Annotated in this window: 13 protein-coding genes and 2 pseudogenes; 9 read left to right on the forward strand and 6 right to left on the reverse strand. The window is 70.6% G+C overall.

Annotation, left to right across the window (positions count from 1 at the left end):
* Positions 1 to 148: 148 nt before the first annotated feature.
* The gene (locus tag ACFYYR_RS25775; RefSeq protein ID WP_388858084.1) at positions 149 to 562 is read left to right on the forward strand and encodes a VOC family protein; all 414 of its coding nucleotides are present in this window, start codon (positions 149 to 151) and stop codon (positions 560 to 562) included.
* Positions 563 to 1450: 888 nt separating this feature from the next.
* Here ACFYYR_RS25775 and ACFYYR_RS25780 read toward each other — a convergent pair.
* Positions 1451 to 2419: a winged helix-turn-helix domain-containing protein gene (locus tag ACFYYR_RS25780; protein WP_388858087.1), complete on the reverse strand. Its 969-nt coding sequence runs from the start codon at positions 2417 to 2419 to the stop codon at positions 1451 to 1453.
* A gap of 84 nt (positions 2420 to 2503) precedes the next feature.
* On the opposite strand from ACFYYR_RS25780, the gene ACFYYR_RS25785 reads away from it, so the two are divergent.
* Positions 2504 to 3898: an alpha/beta hydrolase family protein gene (locus ACFYYR_RS25785; protein ID WP_388858090.1), complete on the forward strand. Its 1395-nt coding sequence runs from the start codon at positions 2504 to 2506 to the stop codon at positions 3896 to 3898.
* Between the two features lie 253 nt (positions 3899 to 4151).
* Here the strand turns inward: ACFYYR_RS25785 and ACFYYR_RS25790 are convergent, their stop codons facing one another.
* The 3 genes from ACFYYR_RS25790 to ACFYYR_RS25800 form a co-directional block, all read right to left on the reverse strand.
* Positions 4152 to 4661, reverse strand: coding sequence for a DUF6624 domain-containing protein (locus ACFYYR_RS25790; protein WP_388858093.1), 510 nt, complete (start codon positions 4659 to 4661; stop codon positions 4152 to 4154).
* 239 nt (positions 4662 to 4900) lie between these two features.
* Positions 4901 to 7315 (reverse strand): SpoIIE family protein phosphatase, encoded by a 2415-nt coding sequence (locus tag ACFYYR_RS25795; RefSeq protein ID WP_388858096.1) that lies wholly within the window; start codon positions 7313 to 7315, stop codon positions 4901 to 4903.
* 410 nt (positions 7316 to 7725) lie between these two features.
* Positions 7726 to 7917 carry a winged helix-turn-helix transcriptional regulator gene (locus tag ACFYYR_RS25800; protein ID WP_388858099.1) on the reverse strand — a complete coding sequence of 64 codons (192 nt, stop codon included), beginning with the start codon at positions 7915 to 7917 and terminating at the stop codon, positions 7726 to 7728.
* Between ACFYYR_RS25800 and ACFYYR_RS25805 the strand changes: the two are divergent.
* Together ACFYYR_RS25805 and ACFYYR_RS25810 are read left to right on the forward strand one after the other, a co-directional pair.
* Positions 7907 to 8140, forward strand: a pseudogene (locus tag ACFYYR_RS25805) (alcohol dehydrogenase catalytic domain-containing protein); the annotation flags it as partial. The gene ACFYYR_RS25800 and the pseudogene ACFYYR_RS25805 overlap by 11 nt on opposite strands.
* Before the next feature lie 186 nt (positions 8141 to 8326).
* Positions 8327 to 9457, forward strand: coding sequence for an alpha/beta fold hydrolase (locus tag ACFYYR_RS25810; protein WP_388858102.1), 1131 nt, complete (start codon positions 8327 to 8329; stop codon positions 9455 to 9457).
* A 296-nt stretch (positions 9458 to 9753) separates the two neighbouring features.
* Here the strand turns inward: ACFYYR_RS25810 and ACFYYR_RS25815 are convergent, their stop codons facing one another.
* Both ACFYYR_RS25815 and ACFYYR_RS25820 read right to left on the reverse strand, forming a co-directional pair.
* On the reverse strand, positions 9754 to 11124 hold the full coding sequence (locus ACFYYR_RS25815; RefSeq protein WP_388858105.1) for a hypothetical protein: 1371 nt from the start codon (positions 11122 to 11124) through the stop codon (positions 9754 to 9756).
* Positions 11125 to 11473: 349 nt separating this feature from the next.
* Positions 11474 to 14209: a hypothetical protein gene (locus ACFYYR_RS25820; protein WP_388858108.1), complete on the reverse strand. Its 2736-nt coding sequence runs from the start codon at positions 14207 to 14209 to the stop codon at positions 11474 to 11476.
* A 190-nt stretch (positions 14210 to 14399) separates the two neighbouring features.
* Here ACFYYR_RS25820 and ACFYYR_RS25825 point away from each other — a divergent pair, with 190 nt between their 5' ends.
* From ACFYYR_RS25825 to ACFYYR_RS25845, 5 genes and pseudogenes are all read left to right on the forward strand, one after another.
* Positions 14400 to 14594 (forward strand): hypothetical protein, encoded by a 195-nt coding sequence (locus tag ACFYYR_RS25825; protein WP_388858111.1) that lies wholly within the window; start codon positions 14400 to 14402, stop codon positions 14592 to 14594.
* A gap of 441 nt (positions 14595 to 15035) precedes the next feature.
* Positions 15036 to 15248, forward strand: a pseudogene (locus ACFYYR_RS25830) (NADP-dependent oxidoreductase); the annotation flags it as partial.
* 169 nt (positions 15249 to 15417) lie between these two features.
* Positions 15418 to 15903, forward strand: coding sequence for a peroxiredoxin family protein (locus tag ACFYYR_RS25835; RefSeq protein ID WP_388858114.1), 486 nt, complete (start codon positions 15418 to 15420; stop codon positions 15901 to 15903).
* A gap of 188 nt (positions 15904 to 16091) precedes the next feature.
* On the forward strand, positions 16092 to 17363 hold the full coding sequence (locus ACFYYR_RS25840; RefSeq protein ID WP_388858117.1) for a VWA domain-containing protein: 1272 nt from the start codon (positions 16092 to 16094) through the stop codon (positions 17361 to 17363).
* Positions 17363 to 18178, forward strand: coding sequence for a hypothetical protein (locus tag ACFYYR_RS25845; RefSeq protein ID WP_388858120.1), 816 nt, complete (start codon positions 17363 to 17365; stop codon positions 18176 to 18178). The genes ACFYYR_RS25840 and ACFYYR_RS25845 overlap by 1 nt, the downstream gene beginning before the upstream one ends.
* The last annotated feature ends 139 nt before the right edge of the window (positions 18179 to 18317 follow it).

The following is an 18317-nucleotide window of genomic DNA, read 5'->3' on the forward strand; positions in this document are numbered from 1 at the left end:
GGACGCGCCGGACCACAGCCGCCGCGTTCGCGGGGACGTCACGGGCCGCCGTCCGGAGCGAGGACACCCCGGCGTGCTGCCCGCCCTGAGCAGCAGGGAAGGCGCTAACGTGCGGAAATCACCTGTTTCGCCCTGAAAGGAGCGCTTGATGAGCAGTCGTCTCAACCCGTACATCAGCTTCGACGGCAAGGCCCGGGAAGCGATGGAGTTCTACCAGGCCGTCTTCGGGGGCACCTTGGCGCTGCACACCTTCGGGGAATTCGGCATGAAGGAGTCCGGGCAGGCCGACAAGATCATGCACGCCATGCTGGAGACCACCAGCGGGTTCACGCTGATGGGTGCCGACACCCCACCGGGCATGGAGCACAACCCCGGCAACAACATCGCCGTGAGCGTGAGCGGGGACGACCCCGACGAGCTGCGCGGCTACTGGACCAAGCTGTCCGGTGACGGCACCGTGTCGGTCCCGCTGGAGAAGCAGATGTGGGGTGATGTCTTCGGGATGTGTGCGGACCGGTTCGGCATCACCTGGATGGTCAACATCGTCCAGCCGGAGAGCTGAGCGGGGCGCTCCGCGTCTTCGGGGACGGGGACGGACGGTCCGCTCGGCCATCGCTCCACGCCGAACCCGGGCGGACCGCGCGTGGAGGCGACGGGCGCCCCGGCACCGCGCGATTCCGGAAACGGCGGCCGGCCCGTCCGGTCTCCGCCGAGCCGCAGGCGCGTTCCCCGTGACAGCTCTCCGCCGTCACGATGGGGCGACGGGACGGGGTGATGGGACAGCAAGGCGGCGGCCCTCCCCGACCCGGCAAGCAGCACGCGCCCGCTGACGATCTGACCGAAAATGCCGCCCCTCGATGCCTGTGGCAATTTCTCGCCCTCGACACGCCCCCGCCCCGGCTGTTGACTCTCGGCAGACGTCGGCGCATTCGACGTCTCCCCCCACGGAACGTCCTACGCCATGCGTCACCGAACCGATCGAGGGGTCCCATGGACGGGAGAACGGCCAGGCCGGGCCCGCCGGCTTCGACGGGGGACGACGGTCCACGTCACCCGCCGCGACGACACGGGCCGGCCGTCAGGAACGCTCCGGCCCGGGTGAGCGGACCGTCCTGCGAAGCACGCTGAGCGGGGACCGGCCCCGTCCTCACGCGGGCCGGTAGCAGTCCCGCGCCAGGACACTCCGACGAACGCTCCGGGAGGCTGCCTCCCCGCCCTTCCGGCAGCGTTCAGGGACCTTGCACCGCGGTCCCGCACCGGCCGGGTCCGATACGGACAGCGGAATCTCCGCTCCGGCAGGCCCGGCATGACGGACCGTGGACCGCGATGGACCGATGGTCGGCCGTCGCGGCCCACGGTCCCTTCAACGCGGTCCCTGCGTTCGCCGCTGCCCAGAGCAGGCCGGACCGTCACCGGCACGGCCGGAGCCCCGGCCGCCGCCTCCGGACCGTCACCGGCACCGCTGGACCAGCAGACTTCCCACGGCCGTACGCCGGTGCAGGACTGCTTTCCCCGCGCGGACCGTGGTGATCAGGCCGGCGCCCCGCAGCGCGGCCGCGTGCGCCGAGGCGGTGGCGTTGCTGACGCCCAGACGCCGGGCGAGGCCGCTGGTGGTGTGCTCCTCGGCGAGCAGCATCAGGACGTCGAGCCGGGTCCGGCCCAGTACCGCGGCCAGCGCCGCTTCGCCGCTGTCCGGGCCGGTGACCGGGAGCGGCAGGCCCGGTCCGGCCGGGTAGGTGACGCCCAGTGGTCCGCCGGGCAGTTCGGCCAGGAGGGGACGGCCGGTCCAGTGGAAGGCCGGCAGGAGCAGTACCCCGCGACCGTCCAGGTCGATCTCCCGGTCCAGGGGCGCGTCGAACTCCCACACCCCGTCGTGCAGCCGGGACCCGGGGACGAGCCGGGTGAGAGCGGCGCCGGTGCCGTGTTCCGCGACGGTCAGGGCATGGCGGGTGAACTCCGTCCGGTGCAGGTCCTGCACCACGGGCCAGACGGGGCGGACGATCGTCTCGAAGGCCGCCTGCTGTGCGCGGCGGAGGAGGTGCCAGGCGCCGCGGTCGCCCCGGTGCAGGTCCCGGATCCACGGCGGGGGCGGGGTGGGGTGCCCGGCGTAGACCCGCTCCAGTTCGGTACGGATCTCCGTCGGCCGGGAGGCGGAGCGGACGGTGTCCAGCCCGTCCTCCAGGGCATCGTCGAAGACGTCGAGGAATCGGGGTGCCGTCCCGGCGGGGACCAGGTCCGCCAGCGGCTCGACGGCGGCCGGCAGGGATCGCAGCAGTCGCTGTCGCCACCGGCCGAAGAGCAGTGGTGCGTCGCGCCGGCACATCATGGCGAGCGCCCCGTTCAGTTCCTGCAGCGGGGCCGGCCGGGAGGCGAACCGGACCTCGGCGAAGTCGGCTGCCGTGAAGCGGATCCGGATCACTGTGCTCCCTGCCTGTGCGCGCCATGGTTTCGGGCACAGCCTGAACCATCGCGGGTGGTCTTCGCGTTCGCCAGCATGCGGGACATGCCTTCGTCATTGCACTCGCACGGCCGGGGACGGCGCAAGAGCCGGTCCTCGGAGGACAGCACAGGGGGAATCGTGTCGCACGGCGGACTCGACGGCGGGGAGCATCCGGGCCGGTCCCGGAGCTCCCGGGAGAGCCCCGGGCCGGCGCCCTCCGGGGTGACCCGACGGGCCGTCACCGGGGCGCTGGCGGCCACCGGACTGACGGCGGCCGGGCTCACGGCCTGGGGCGGCGTACGGGCCCGGGCCGCGGAGCGCGGAGCGCCCTCGGAGGGCGTGCGGCTGCGGTTGCCTGCCCCGACCGGCCCGCACCGGATCGGTGTCACCGCACTGCACCTGGCCGACCGCTCCCGGCGCGACCCGTGGCAGGCGGGGATCCCGGTCCGGGAGGTGATGGTCACCGTGTTCCACCCGGCCCGGACCGTCCGCGGCCGTTCCGTCGCACCACAGATGGCCCGGGAGGCCGCGAAGGTCTTCCGGGAGTTCGACACCGCGGTTCTCCACCCGGAGCTGCCGAAGTCGGGGGTGGACTGGTCGGCCACCCGCACTCACGCGTACCGCGGCGCTCCCGCACAGGCGGTGCGGCGGCCGGTGCTGCTGTACAGCCCGGCTGGCGGCGATCCGCGGACCATGGGCACGGGCCTCGCCGAGGAGCTGGCGAGCCACGGCTGGGTGGTGGTGACCGTCGACCACCCGGGGGACGCCGGTGAGGTGGCGTTCCCTGCCGCGACGCCCCACCGGGGGCGCGTGCGGAGGACCGATCTCCGGGGGAATCCGCGGACCGACCCGGGTGTCTTCCGGACGGCGATCAGCACTCGGGTAGCGGATCTCCGTTTCGTCCTGGACCAGTTGGAGCTCCTGGCGGACGGACGGAATCCGGATGTGCCGGGCCGGGCCCTGCCCGAGGGGCTCGGCAGGGCGCTGGACCTCGGACGCGTGGGGGTCTACGGGCACTCGGCCGGTGGCACCTGCGCGGCCCAGGCGCTGTACGAGGACCGCCGGATCGCCGCCGCGGTGAATCTGGAGGGTTTTCTGGACCACCCGCCGGAGCGCCCCGGGGAGGAAGGCGCCCTCTTCCCGGTGGCCCGGTACGGGGTGGACCGGCCGGTGCTCCTGGTGGGCACCGACGGGTTCCCGCAGCGGGGCGAACTGGAGCGCTCCTGGTCGGCGATGCTCGCCCACGGGGGACCGGGCACCCGGCGGCGGCAGCTCGCCGGTGCCACGCACGGGGTGTTCACCGATTACGCCGCCCTGGCACCGCAGTTGGAGGCGGCCGGACTGATGTCGGCCGGGGACCGGAGGACACTGGTCGGGGCGATGAGCCCGCGGCAGTCGGTTCCGTGGGTGCGCCACCGGGTGCTCTCGTTCTTCGCCCGGCACTTGCCCGCCCCCTGATGCCCGCTCCCCCGATGCCCGCCCGCTGACCGGCGGCGGAGGCGGCGGCGCCGGCCGGTGCGCCCGCCCTGTGCCAGTGCGCCGCCCGGGGCCCGGGCCCGCCGAGGGACCGGGTGTTCGCCGAGGCCGCCGGACGGGCGCGGCACCGGAGTGGGCTGCCCTCCGGGGCGCGGGACGGTCCCGCGGCGGGCCGGCCGGGGCTGTCCGTGTTCCGCAACGGACGGCTCCGGCCGGCCCGGCCGGTGCCGGGACGTCAGCTCGGCGAGAACTGGGCGACGTACTCGGTGAAGGGCTCGATGCCGGCCTCCGCGCGCAGGTCGTCCATGCGGTCGGGCTCCTCGCACGGCCACGGGACGGGGGCGCCGTCGCGCACCCCGGCGATCTGGGTGCCGTAGATCTGCTCACGGCCCTCGTTCACCCGGGTCCGGTCGCGCAGGAAGGCCAGTTCGCGCGGGCCGGCCGTACCGTCGGCCACCGCCTGCTCCAGCAGTCGGAGCGCCCGCCGCTGCACGTCGAGCTGCCGGTCCGCGTGCTGTGCGATCAGCCAGGCGCCGCGCGCGGCATCGGCGCCGACCAGCTCCGCCGTCGGCCAGCCGTACTCGTCCATGATCTGGTTCAGCCGGTCGCCGTGCTCGGCCGTCAGACGGCGCCAGGCCAGTTGCTCCGCCGGGTCGTCGCTGTTGGCTCCGGGGGCGGTCCGCTGGTCCGCGGCGGCCATGTCGACGAGTTCCGCGGCCAGGGCGGAGAGGCTGCTGTCGGTCACACTCACTCCATGGAGGTGGGGGGTGGTCGGTTCCCCACGACCGTAGAGGCGCGAGGCGCGACGAAGATCGTTCCGGAGAAGGGTGACAGCGGGCGGCACAGGGTCGATACTGGATACACCCCCCGAACGATGGCAACGGGCTTACGCCCGGCCCCCCCTTGGCTGCGTGGCATCGCCGCTCGAGGAGAGTCACCAAGATCACCGCGGGTGGCTGTGGCCTCCGCTCAGAGGTCGTCGCCTCACTCCTCGGCCACCATCTGTTCGCACCAGATGGTCTTGCCCTCGCGTGAGTGACGGGTCCCCCAGCGCTGGGTGAGCTGGGCGACGAGCAGCAGTCCGCGGCCCCCTTCGTCGGAGAGCCGGGCGCGCCGCATGTGCGGGGCCGTGCTGCTGGTGTCGGACACCTCGCAGATGAGGGTCCGGTCGCGGAGCAGCCGCAGCTGGATGGGCTCCTGCGCGTAGCGGATGGCGTTGGTGACCAGTTCGCTGACGACCAGTTCGGTGATGTAGGCGTTGTCCTCCAGTCCCCAGGCGGCCAGCCGCTGCTGTGCCCAGGACCGGGCCCGGCTGACGCATTCGGGGTCGGCGGGGACGTCGAGCACGGCGATCTGGTCGTCGCTGAGGGTGCGGGTGCGGGCGATGAGCAGGGCGACGTCGTCGGCAGGGGCACCGGCGGGCAGCAGGTCCTCGAGCACGTGGTCGCACAGCCCGCTCAGGGACTGCTGGGGCCGGGCGAGGGCGCGGCACAGCAGGTCGAGCCCGTGATCGACGTCCCCTTCGCGGGAGTTGAGCAGCCCGTCGGTGTAGAGGGTGACGAGGCTGCTCTCGGGGAGCTGTATCTCGGTGGCTTCGAAGGGCAGGTTGCCGAGGCCGAGCGGTGGTCCGGCCGGGATGTCGAGGATGTCCACGGTGCCGTCGGTGGAGACGACGGCCGGCGGCGGGTGCCCGGCGCGGGCGATGCAGCAGCTCCGGGAGACCGGGTCGTAGACGGCGTAGGTGCAGGTGGCGCCGAGGTCGGCGGCCTGGGTGTCGGTGAGCCGTTCCTCCGCGGCGAGCCGGGTGACGAGGTCGTCGAGGTGGGTGAGGAGTTCGTCCGGCGGCAGGTCGACATCGGCGAGGGTGCGCACGGCGGTGCGGAGCCGGCCCATGGTGGCGGCCGCGTGGATGCCGTGACCGACGACGTCCCCGACGACGAGGGCCACCCGCTTCCCCGACAGCGGGATGACGTCGAACCAGTCGCCGCCGACGCCGGTCCGCCCGCCGGCCGGCAGGTAGCGGGAGGCGACCTCGACGGCGGCCTGGGGCGGGAGGGTCTGCGGGAGCAGGGCCTGCTGGAGAGTGAGGGCCGTGGTGTGTTCGCGCAGGTAGCGGCGGGCGTTGTCCAGGCAGACGGCGGCGCGGGCGACGAGTTCCTCGGCGAGCAGCCGGTCGTCGTCGGTGAAGGGGTCGTTGGTCCGGCGCAGGAAGAGGGTGACGCCGAGGGTGGTGCCGCGGGCCCGGATGGGGACTCCCATGATCGCCTGGAACTGGTGCAGGCGGAATCCCTTGGCACGGATCGGGTCCTGGGCCAGCCACTCCTGGGTGGCCCGGTCGGTGACCCGCTGCCGGATCGACCGGCCGGTCGCCATGCAGCGCACCGGTGGCGACTGGGCCGGGTAGATGTCCACGTCACCGGGCTGGCGTCCGGCCTCCGGTGTCCCGCGCAGAATGGACTGGTGGGCCACCCGGCGCAGGGCGACGCTGCCGGTGAACGGGCCGGGTTCGTCACCGTGGAGCAGGGTTTCCAGCAGGTCGACGTGGACCCAGTCGGCGAGCCGGGGGATGGCGGTGTCGGCCAGTTCCTGGGCGGTGCGGGTCAGGTCCAGGGTGCTGCCGATCCGGTCGCTGGCCTCGTTGAGCAGGGCCAGCCGCTCCCGGCTGCGGCTCTGTTCGGTGATGTCGGTGACGGTGGTGCAGACGCCGACCATGCGGCCGTACCGGTCCTCCAGCGGGGAGGCGGTGGCGGAGAAGGTGTGTTCGTGATCGGGGTCGGCGGTCACGCGGCCGTGGATCTCCCCCGCGTACGCGGGCTCGCCGGTCTCGAGGACCTGACGCATGCGCCGTTCCCAGATCTCGGCGTCGGAGCCGGACAGGATCTCCGAGAGGCGCTTTCCCCGGCGTTCCTCCTCGGGTATGCCGATCAGCCGGGTCATCGCGGCGTTCTGCCGTACGCAGCGGAGGTCGGTGTCGTAGACGGTGAGCGCCACCGGTGAGCGGGTGAAGAGCCAGTCCAGGAGGGAGCGTTCCTCGCCCAGCAGGGGGGACTCACCGGGGAAGCCGGTGATCAGCAGCCACTGGGTGCGGGTGCCGCTCTCGCGGAGCCGGTGGGCGAAGGCGGCGAGGTGCAGGGACCGGCCGTCGCGGTGCCGCACGGCGATCCCGCCCGCCCATTCGTCCGTCCCGTCGGGCAGTGTCCAGACGGGCGGGCCGGTGCCGGGGAGGAAGAGCTCGGCCGCCGGTCCTCCGACGGTCTCCGCCGCCGGACGGCCGAGCAGCCGCTCGGCCTGGGGGCTCCAGCCGGTGACCACGCCGCTGTCGTCGATGAGGATCGTGGCCCAGGACGGCGGGCTTCCGCTGTCCGGTATCGCCCCGCCGGGACGGGCGTCGTCGGTCATACCGCCCCTGCCTCACGCCGAGGAACCGGGTGGCTGCGTGCCCCGGGCTGATCACCGGGCCGGGCTCCTCCCGGGGCCGACCCGGCCGGGCCCGGGACGACAACGCTGCGCGGTGCGGTGCCGGGCCCCGTGAGCCCGGTCTCGTCCGAACGAGAGGCCCTAGCCTCAGCATGCTCTCCCGTCCGGCCCCGGACAACCTGGGCAGCAGGCTTCCGCATCGCCCATGCGGCAAGGTCTCCGCGCCGCGGCCCGGTCACGGGGCCATTCGCGGGGAGGCGGACCCGCGGTGCGGCCGGCACCCTGCGGCGACTGCACCCGGGGGCCGGCCGGGCAGTGCCCTGACCACGGCGGACGGCGGACCGGGCCGGGCCCGCGACCGATCCGAGTCCGCCGCAGGTCAGGGGCTCCGGTCAGGCGGCTCCGGTCGGGGTGCCGATCTCGTCCAGGTGTGCCTCCACCCCGTGCCGGACGGCCGCGAGCGGACGGGCGACGCTGCGGCCGAGGTCGGTCAGCGCGTACTCGACGTGGAGCGGGACGGCGGGGATGACGGTCCGGTCGACGAAGCCTCCGGCCATCCCCGCCCCGGCCACCATGCGCGCCATCGTGCAGGACACCTTCGGCGAACCCGAGACCCTGCGCCCCGCCGACGTCCCGCGGCCGGTGCCGCTGCCGACCGAGGTCCTGGTGCGGGTCCACTCCGCGGGGGTGAATCCGGTCGGCTGGAAGACCCGCTCCGGGGGCGGCATGGCGGGTCTGCTGGGCGAGCCGCCGTTCACCCTGGGCTGGGATGTCTCCGGTGTGGTGGAGGGGGTCGGCTTCGGCGTTCACAAAGACGGAGCAGCAGCCGGCGGCCACACCCCACCGCTGCTCGGGCAGGAGCTCGGCGGAGGCGCCTGACGAGGGATGGGGCGACACACGGTCGGCGGGCCTGCTGTGGCGCGGGCTTCACGCCTGACCGAATCTGGCTTGCAAGGGAGACCGACGAGGGGGCCGACAGAAGGAGACCCTTTCATGGCCATCACCACGACCGACCACTCGGTCCCTCACACGTCGACTGTCCCGGCGAACGCGGGCCAGAAGGTGGAGCTGTTCGTACGAGAACACGACGGCACGCCCTCCGGCCCCCCTGCGAACCGCACGGCTGTCCTCATGCTGCATGGCAGGAGTGTGCCGGTGCTGGCGGGCTACGATCTCCAGCACACCTCGTACGGGTGGGCCAAGGCCGTCGCACAGGCCGGTTACGACGTCTTCATGATGGACCTGCAGGGCTCTGGCCGGTCGCCGCGTCCCCGGATGGACGATCCCTGCAATGTCAATCCCAGCCAGCAGGCTGCCGTCACTCCTCCGCTGTCGGGCCCACGAACGGCGAGCTATCCGTTCGTACTGACCAACTCCCAGAGCGACCAGGACGAGCTCAGCACCGTCGTCGAGTACATCTGCAACAAGCGCAACGTTTCAAAGATCGCCTTCATCGGCTGGTCAGCGGCCGCGTTCGCCATGGGACCGTACGCAATCAAGAATCCGGGGAAGGTGGAAAGCTTGTTCCTCCTCGGCCCGATCTTCCCTCCGCTGGGCCCCTCGAACCCGCCGACCCTGCCGGTACCCGGCTTCCCCACTCACGTGCTCACCCGCACGAGCATCGAACAAGCCTTGGCCATGAAGTGCGCGAACCAGCACGAGCCCGGCATGGTCGACGTGGTGTGGAGCGCCCTCATGGACAATGATCCGATCGGCCGTGGCTGGGGAAAGCTCCTTCCCTCCGGACAGCCGGCGGGCGTCAGCCGATTTCGCAACTTCGTGACATGGGGCTGGAACAACACCACCGCAGGGCAAGGAGGCATCCTCGGCGGACGCGTGCCCGTGCTGATCGTGCACGGCGAGCACGATCAGACGGCCAACACCACACCGCCCAGCTCCAACCCGGCACTCAACTTCCACGTCCCCGCGCTCTACGACGCCATCACAGGACCTCACAAACTCCTCGTCACGGTGAAGTGCGCCGGCCACTCGATGCCCTGGGAAAGTCAGCACAAGAACCTTCACAACCTGTCGAAGCACTGGCTCAAGCACACCAAGGTCGACGGCAAGACCCAGGGCAGTTTCGAGATGGACAAGAACGGCAACATCAGCCCGGCACCATGAACCCGGCTACGCCCCCCGCCGGCCAAGGGGAGTCGCCGAGGCGTTCACTGAGTGGTGTCGACGAGAGTGATGGTGGTTCCTGCTCTTCCGCGGACTTCGACCTGACGGGGGGGGGGAGAAGCCCGGGGTCCCGTCGGGCATCCGGGGCGAGATGAGTCCGATCGCCTTGACGTCGATGAACCCGACGAGGCGCAGGGCGAGGGTGCCGGCGTACTCACCGCGGGCCGACGAGGGCCGCTGGAGCCGCCCGGCAGCTCTTCGAGGAGATGCTCGCTCCTCAGAGCCGCGACACGATTTCAGCCGTCCGGGAGCACCGGTCGTTCCGGCTTTGACTTCTCGATGGGAGCGGCCGCCTTGAAGCCGCGCTGTGCGCCGAACCATGACGGTGCGGCATGGGACAGGGCATGTGACATGAGCGTGCGGAGGATCCAGCCGTGTCCGTGGCCGCTGTCGGCCCGAAAGTCATGGTCCCAGCCGGACAGGTTGTCGAGTTCATTCTCCAGCCAGTGCCGGTAGAATGCGATCGGAATGTGGACCAGACCCACGGTGCGGTCGTGGGCATAGGCTTCGACGCCACTGCCCCGTGGTCGTCCACCCTTGGCCGGGGGCGGAGCACCGCTCCGGTCGAAACTCCATGTGACGGTGTCGAGGTTCACCACGGTTGGCGACTCGAGCTTCAAGCCGCTGCCGAGCATTGCCTGTTGGTGATCTCCATAAGAGGTGTAGACGAAAATCCGGGCATCGCGATTGATCTTCTTCTTCCATAGGGCCGCCTTCTCGAGAAGCGCCTTGAATCGCGCCAGACGGATTCCCGCATCCTTTTCGTCGAGATTTGGATCGAAAAGGTTGATCTGCGAGAGATGCCTACGGAAGAACGGCGTGTCACCAACCGTGAGAAGCAGTTTCTCCACGCGATCGCCGCTGTGGCTGTAGCCGGACAGCATCACCTCACCGAAGTCAACGAAGCCGTCCACAACCGTACTTCCCGCGAGTTTCTTGGACGCGAAGATGATCACGTCCTGAACTGCGCGGGCCAGGGTCTCGGCCGTGAGAAGGTCGTCGAAGTTGCCACCTCGCGTGGACGCCACCGGCACTACGTAGATGACATTCGGCTCGAACCGGTCCGACGCCAGCAAATGCTGGGCCACCGCCCGGAAGCCCGTCTCGCCCGTGCAGAGATAGCGCTCACCGAGCTTGACGTAAGGCTGCTGCCCTTTGAACCCCTGATCGGCACAGTATCCTTCTTTTCCGTCGATGCCACAGGTACCGGTCCAGTACTCGGTTTCGGTATAACAATCCCGGTACGTGGGCGGATGAAACAGGAAATGCACATTGACTTTTTCCGGGGTCCGGGCCTTCAGGTGCAGCGCGGCGGTCCGCGAAACCCACATGAGGAAGAGCTGGGTGCCCTTCTCCCGTTCCGCGACGAGCACGGTCCCGTGCTCGTCCGCCAGGCCGCCCGTGATGTCGGTGTACTGGACCGTTCGGACATTGAGACCGTCGGGTTTGCCCGCATCCAGTACGCGCCGCCCCGGCACGTCGATGGCGCGGTCCCGGTGGAACATGAGCGGCAGCAGGAGATCGGTGTCGGTTGTGCCATCAGGCTTGAGGACGTTGTAGCCGGGGCCCTGGAGTGGCTGAAACCGGGCGAATGCGTCAGTCATCATCGGGCTGGCAACCTTTACCTCACCGCACGTCCTGGGGGCCATCGTCGTTTACGCTGCTGCCTGTTCTTCCACCGGCACGCCGCTGATCACGGGATTTGAGGGGCCGTGACCTTTCGTCGGATACCCAACCAAGCGGAGCGATCGAGGCCAGGGCAATGATGTGCCTCCATGGCCTGCTGGCGCCTTTCGTCGCCAACGGCTTCCTGCGCGAGCTCGAGCGCACGCCCGCGGTGTGCCGTGAGCTCTTTGCCGCGCTGGAGGCGGTGATCCGCCAGTCGTTCGAGAGCACCGTCATACGCTGCCGCGTCCGCATGCCCGAGAACCAGTGCCGTCCTGAGGCTCGTCGTGTTCACAGCTGCTGGCCCGTCTTGGGGTCGTACTTGACGCTGACGGCGACGACTTGGTCGGTCGGGAGCACCTCGACCCATTGATCGAAGATCCGATAGGGCTCCGCGGGGCGGAAGCCGCCGGCCAGGGGATCGAACCCGTTCTCGAAGACCTTGTCGGCGGCGAGTGTCGTGTCGAACTTCTCCTGAGCCAGGGACCGCAGGTGCGTGGCGAGGAGGTCCAGAACCTGGCCTACCGTCTTGCCCTGGTAGTCGTCAGGGTCGTCTGTCTGTCTTGTGTACGTCTTGCCAAGGCCGGCTTCTCCTTCAACCTTCTTCAGCCACGCGAGCGCTGCTTGTTCCTGGCCGGGTCGGACGGGCACGACTACTTTGGCCCAGGCAGCGTTCAGGAATTCATTGCGGCGCTCGTCGGCGTCGATTTGGATCAGCCAGCCCAATGAACTTCCGAGGGGTGCCGGCACGGTCTCTTCGGAGATCAGGTAGTTGACCCGCCACTCGTACGGCGGCGATGGCGATGTGCTATTGGGCAGCGCGTAGAAATCCGCACCGGAGTACCATCCTGCGACTGTCTGGCCGGCCAAAGGCAGCAGTGTGCTGCCGGGTGCGGGCTTCGGGATGGGGCGTACGGGATACCTGCCGGTGGTCTGGGCGTCGGGCGTGGGCGCGGTCACCGCGCCAGCGCGCCAGAAGTCGGGGGAGACGAAGTACAGCATCTCGTCGACGTCGAAGAACTTCTGGATCTCTTCCGCCTCCAGGTACGGCGTGTTGTTGTTGGGCGTGGGGTAAATGCCCTTCGGCAGCTGATTGATCAGTTTCCGGAACACGCACCGCCGCTCCTCGTTGCGCAGGTCGTCGGAGGAGCGGAGACGCATCGAGCTGATCAGGCGCAGCCGCTCACGGACGGCCTGGCCGTACGCCTCGTGCTGGAGCCGGTCCACCTCCTTCTGGTATTCGGCCTGTGCCGCGTCGTTGAGTGCCCTGACCTTATTCTTGGCCTCTTCCGTCGGCTCGTAGACGAGCGTGACGTCGAATGGCAGGGATTTGCGGCCCTGGAAGTTTGCGTACGTCATTTTCACGTTGAGCGTGTGGGGGTTGGACGACGTATTCACTGTGAACGGTGCGAACTCGACCTGGGCGCCGTGTTTGTCCAGGGAATGCACCTTGCTGAAGGTGTAGCCCTCCGGAACGGGTGGCAGCGGCTTGGGGAAGCAGAACTGGATGATGTCGTCCTTCCCCGGAAGGTAGTCGGGAGTATCGTTCAGTCCCCGGCAATCGTTGCCCGGCTCGGGCAGATAGGTTTCCTCGGCCTCGTCGTCCGGGCCCTGCTCGTGCTGGAAGGAGATTTCGAAGTGGTAGGGCACTTCCTTGCTCTCCGGTTCCGGGATCTTCTCCGGCTTCTGGATCGCACTGAGGTCAGGCGCGGGAACGACGTGCACCATGTCCCCCAGGCCGAGTTCCCTGCCGGGATCCATGAGGTGGATCTGCCAGCACAGGCGTGTTCCGACGTGTTGCAGCTGGATGCCGACCTTGCGCATCTTGCGCCGCATCTCGTAGTTCACCAGCTCGGAGGTTGTGTTCTGCAGGACGTAGCGGCGGCTCGACGTATCGGTGGTCTCCGTAACCGTCCGGAATGTCGTCTTGAAGTTCCGCTTGATCTCGCTGGTGACCTTGGAGGTCTGCGTACGGGCGCGCTTGTGCGTCGCCTCGGCACCCCGCTTGACGGTGTTCTGGGTACTGAAACTGAGACTGGCATCGGCATGATAAATCTTGGCGTTCACCCCACCGGTGGCGCTGACACCGAGTTTCGTGTCGTTGGAGTTCTCCTCCTTGACAGCGTCCGAGACATCTGTCTGATCGGTGAGGCTCTCCTCGCTCTTGCGGGAGACCTCCTCCGACTGCTCCACCACTTTCTCGACCAGGGTGCGCCGTGTGCTGCTCTCCACCACCTCGACGGTGCCTCCCGGGCTGACCCAGATGTGTCCCGAGGGGGTGCCAAGGAAGTTGTCGAACTCGAAGAAGTACTCGCGGAAAAGGTTGACCAATCCCACCGGCGACAGTGCTCCCCCCGCGCTAGCGCTGTAGCGGTCGGCCAGGGCTCTCAGACCCGGCTGGACGAGCGTGAGGGCGTCGCTCCCGTGGAAATTCGGACGGGTGAGGTTGCCGATATCGGACGACGGGTTGATCGGAACCGCAGACATTCCGGCCGTCGCCCCCACCCACCCGGACAGCGGCTGGTAGACGCCGAACAGTTCACTGTCGTACGGCAGCGCCCCTGCGAAGTCGTACAGCGGCCGTCCGGTGAACGCGGGCGCGCCGACAGCGGGCACGACCAGACGCTGGGAATGGCCGGCGTCGCCGCCGTCGGGAACGGCTTGGTACTGGACTTCCACCAACTCGTTGCCGGGAGTTGCCTTGAAGAGCTGGACCTGGCCGCTGGATGTCTGCGCCGCGGCGACGAACGCGATCACCACGCTGCCGGGCGCGCCGGCCCGGGCCGCCACGTACTGGCGTGTCCCTTCCGGGCTTCGCCACACGAGAGTCCCGCTCAGCGCGTCCACGCCGGGATACGCACTCGGATCGACCACCGTGACGCTGCCCGGGAAGGCCATGGTCATCCGGCGCCCGGTGACGATCTCGGTGTTGGAGCCCTCCACCTTGTACGACCAGATCCGATAGGCACCGCCGCTGGACGTCACTGGGAGGGATGACGTGCCCAGGAATGTGACTGTGTACGTCATCGAGATGCTCCTCACCTCGTCGTGTTCCTATCGTCATACTCGCGTGACATCCGGGGCGAGGCTCGCTGAGACGCAGCCGGCCACCTGAATGGCCGGCCGATCAGGTGACGGCGTCCCCTCATCGGGTCGGTGCGCAGCGCGTGACATGTACCGATGAGACGATGTCTCATCAGCTACGGGAGGTGCACGCGTGAACGTCTATCTCGTCGAGTACACGACACCCAGGACCCCGCCCCTGAGGGAACGCAAGGTGGAGGCAGACGACTTCGCGGTGAGGGACGCGTTCGTGGAGTTCACCACCGCCGATGGCAAAAAGGTCTTCAGTGTCCGCGCTGAGACCGTTGTGACCATCGCCAAGGCGCCCCCGGAACCACCGAGCACGTAAGGATGCCGAACCGGGATGTGCAGCTCTTCTGGAGTGAAGGAGGTGGGTCAGGCGGTCAGCCGGTAAGTGGACTGGGTGGAGCCGGTGGTGTTCGAGTTCGGTGGGGAAGGTCCAGTAGGCGTCGGGGTTGCCGCTGGCGCGGAGGCGGAGGACGGCTCCGGCTCCTTCGAGTCCCCAGCTGCTCCGGTGATGTCGAGGCCGGCCGACACCGGGCTTCGGTCTGAGCACGGCCTGCGTAGGGCGTGATCCTCTCCGGTACCCGCTTCTCGCCGCGGACCGCGCACCAGGGTTCGCTCCGCGGCGTGTGTCAGCCGCGGCCGGAGCCTTACCAGGACGTCGCACTCGTAGGACGTTTTGGAGGGCGCGGCGACGGGCCCCTTGTCCTGTTTACTGTCGTGGGCCAAGCGGCAACACACGAAAACCGTCCGCAGAACGTGACCCGCGCCGGCCCGGCAGTTCGCCCGCAAGCCCGCCGCGCTCGGCCACGACCGGGCGGCCGCGGTGCCGCTGGCCGCGCTCACCGCCTGGCAGATTCTCGTCGACACCGCCGGGGTGCGGCAGGGGCAGCGTGTTCTCGTCCATGCCGCCGCGGGCGGAGTGGGGCACTTCGCGGTGCAGATCGCCCGTCACCTGGGGGCCCATGTCACGGGTACGGGTCCCCCCCCCCTGTTCCGCGGCGGCGCATCCCCCGGGAATGCGTCCTCCGGGGACCCGCTCCGGGGGCAGTATCGTCCCTCTCGCGGACGGGCCGTCCGCGCGCCGGGGGCGTGCGGCGCACGCCCGTGCCGCAGCCCGCCCGTTCCCGGACCGATTGGACCGACTGATGGCTTCCGCACCGCGCATCGGCACCGCCGTGCCCGACTTCGTCCTGCCCGGCGGCGTTCTGACCGGTGACACCTTCGAACGGCGGGACTACGCCCTCTCCCGGCACCGCGGGAGGCCGCTCGTGCTGGCCTTCTACCCCGGGGACGACACGGCCGTCTGCACCAAGCAGCTGTGCTCCTACTCGTCCGGTCTGGAGCAGTTCCGGGAGCAGGACGCGGAGGTGTGGGCGATCAGCCCGCAGGACGTCGACAGCCATGAGCGGTTCGCCCGCAGGCACGACCTGAGGATGCCGCTGCTCGCCGACACCGGCCGCGCCGTCGCCCGCTCGCTGGGCATCGCGGCACCCGGCATCGGACTGCGCCGTGCGGTGTTCCTCATCGGTCCGGACGGCACGCTGCACTGGAAGCACGTCGCGCTGCTGGGTGCCACCTTCCAGGGGCTCGACACCCTCACGCGGCGGCTCGCCGGCATGGCCCGCAGCTGACACCCCTGCCATCGGCGGTGCTCCTCGGCCTCCCCCGGCAGCCAACGGTGCGGCCCGGTTCCGGAGTTCACCCGGGGCCGGGCCCGATCCAGCAGCCGGGAGGGCGCGAGGCCCATGGGCCTCCAGCCGAAGCGGCCGTCGGAGCAGCCGGTTTGGAGACCGGGCCCGCCGCTCCATAGGATCCGGCGATGATCAAGAGAATATGGCGGGCGGCCGGGGTGGGCGGCCTGCTCGTCGCCCTGGCCGCCGGGCCCTTCCCGGCCCACGCCGCCGCCGACGAACCGGCGGCGAAGGAAGCCCCCAAGGTCGAGCTGGTGCTCGACGTCAGTGGCTCGATGCGCGCTCGCGACATCGACGGACGGTCCCGGATGCTGGCCGCCAAGCGCGCCTTCAACGAGGTGCTGGACGCGACGCCGGACGAGGTCCGGCTCGGCATCCGCACCCTCGGCGCCAACTACCGCGGCGAGAACCGGAAACGCGGCTGCGAGGACACCGAGCGGCTCTACCCGGTCGGCCCGCTCGACCGCACCGAGGCGAAGACAGCGGTGGCCACCCTGGCGCCCACCGGCTGGACACCGATCGGCCCCGCGCTGCTGGGCGCGGCCGACGACCTCGAAGGCGGCGACGCCTCCCGGCGGATCGTGCTCATCACGGACGGCGAGGACACCTGCGCCCCGCTCGACCCGTGCGAGGTCGCCCGCGAGATCGCCGCGAAGGGCACCCATCTCGTCGTCGACACCCTGGGGCTGATCCCGGACGCCAAGACCCGCGAACAGCTCGTCTGCATCGCCGAGGCCACCGGCGGGACCTACACCTCCGTGCAGCACACGGACGAACTCTCTGGCCGCGTCAAGCAGTTGGTCGACCGCGCCGCGGACCCGGCCGCCACTCCGGTCGCGACCGAGGGCGCCGACCGGTGCGCCGACGCGCCCGGCCTGAAGGCGGGCCTGTACACCGACCGGGAGCGGTTCGGCGAGCACCGCTGGTACCGGGTGGACGTCGCGCCGGGGCAGGAGCTGCGCGCCTCGGTGAGCGTCGGCGCCGACCGCGCCGTCAACAACGACTACGGCGTCCTGCTGCGCGCCGTGACCACGCACGGCAGAGAGATCGTCCGCGGCTCGGAGGCGGGCGACGGCCGCACCGACACCATCTCCACCGGCCTGCGCTACCCCAAGGCACCGCAGGACGCGCAGGGTTCGGAGGAGCCGCCGGCGGAAACCGTCTGCCTGCAGGTGAGCAACTCCTTCTCGGCGCCCGCCTCGGTGAAGACCACCCCGGGCATGCCGCTGGAGCTGACCGTCGACCTGGTGGACTCCCCGGACGAGCCCTCGGACGTGGCAGCCTTCGGCCTCGGCCGCGGCTGGTGGATGCTCGGCGTGCTGGTGCTCACCGGCCTGCTGGCCGGCCTGCTCTGGGGCTGGATCACGCGCTGGCGCATCACCGTCTGGAGGACCAACTGATGCGGATCGCAACGGTACTGACCAGTGCCCTGCTCGCCGGTGCCGCTCTGCTGGGGGCGGCCGGTTCCGCCGTGGCGGACGACCCGGCCGACGGCGGTGGGGACGCGCGGACCGGGGCCGGCACCGGCTTCCGGACCGCGACGCCGGTCCGGATGGGAGAGCGCGCGACCGCGGACGCGTCCGCCGGCGACTACCTGTACTGGGTGTTCCCGGCCGATGTGGGCCAGCGGGCGACCGTGAAGGCCACGGTTACACTGCCCGAGTCGGCCACCCGGCAGGGGGCGTCCACCTGGCAGATCGACGTCCACGACGGGCTGCGCCGCCGCCAGGACTGCCAGTACGGCAGCCGGACCCGGACGGCGGAGGCCGACGACCGGTCGGTCACGCTGTCCTGCACCCTGCGGACGGTACGCGGCTGGGCGGAGCCCTGGTCGAACGACCCGCTTCCGGGGGCGTACTACATCCGGCTGACCGTGCTCGATCTGAAGGAGCGGGACCTCGGGCTGCCGGTCCGGGCGGCCGTTCGCGTGACGTCGTCGGAGGAGGGCGGCGCGGCGGCGGTGGACGGTGCGCTCGCCTCCCCGCTGGTACCGCACGCCGGTGCGGCCGCCGCGGCGGAGGACGAGGACTCCTCCGCCGCGAAGGCCCCGCCGGCCACCCTCGAACCGGAGGGCGGCTGGTCCTCCGGGTGGTGGTCGGACCGCTGGCTGTGGACGGTGGCCGGGGGTGTGCTCGGCGCTCTGGCGGCCATCGGCGGATACTCCGTCACCCGGGGCTCCGGCCGGCCGGCGCACCTCCCCCCGCCGAGCGGCTGACCGTCCCGCGGAAGTCCCGCCGCGGGGGCGGGCCGCCGCCCCGGGGGGCCCGCCCCCCCCCCGGGGCCCCCCCCCCGCCCGCCCCGCGCGGCCCCGGCGGGGGGGCCGGTGGCCGCCGCGGAGCACCGCCGCCCCCCCC

The sequence above is a fragment of the Streptomyces sp. NPDC001922 genome (assembly GCF_042891165.1).
Classification (GTDB): Bacteria; Actinomycetota; Actinomycetes; order Streptomycetales; family Streptomycetaceae; genus Streptomyces.

Excerpts from the sequence above, each read along its gene's own strand:
- ACFYYR_RS25775 (WP_388858084.1), top strand. The coding sequence starts at position 149 with ATGAGCAGTCGTCTCAACCCGTACATCAGCTTCGACGGCAAGGCCCGG.
- ACFYYR_RS25785 (WP_388858090.1), top strand. The coding sequence starts at position 2,504 with ATGCCTTCGTCATTGCACTCGCACGGCCGGGGACGGCGCAAGAGCCGG.
- ACFYYR_RS25795 (WP_388858096.1), bottom strand. The coding sequence starts at position 7,315 with ATGACCGACGACGCCCGTCCCGGCGGGGCGATACCGGACAGCGGAAGC.
- ACFYYR_RS25800 (WP_388858099.1), bottom strand. The coding sequence starts at position 7,917 with ATGGCGCGCATGGTGGCCGGGGCGGGGATGGCCGGAGGCTTCGTCGAC.
- ACFYYR_RS25810 (WP_388858102.1), top strand. The coding sequence starts at position 8,327 with ATGGCCATCACCACGACCGACCACTCGGTCCCTCACACGTCGACTGTC.
- ACFYYR_RS25815 (WP_388858105.1), bottom strand. The coding sequence starts at position 11,124 with ATGATGACTGACGCATTCGCCCGGTTTCAGCCACTCCAGGGCCCCGGC.
- ACFYYR_RS25820 (WP_388858108.1), bottom strand. The coding sequence starts at position 14,209 with ATGACGTACACAGTCACATTCCTGGGCACGTCATCCCTCCCAGTGACG.
- ACFYYR_RS25835 (WP_388858114.1), top strand. The coding sequence starts at position 15,418 with ATGGCTTCCGCACCGCGCATCGGCACCGCCGTGCCCGACTTCGTCCTG.
- ACFYYR_RS25840 (WP_388858117.1), top strand. The coding sequence starts at position 16,092 with ATGATCAAGAGAATATGGCGGGCGGCCGGGGTGGGCGGCCTGCTCGTC.
- ACFYYR_RS25845 (WP_388858120.1), top strand. The coding sequence starts at position 17,363 with ATGCGGATCGCAACGGTACTGACCAGTGCCCTGCTCGCCGGTGCCGCT.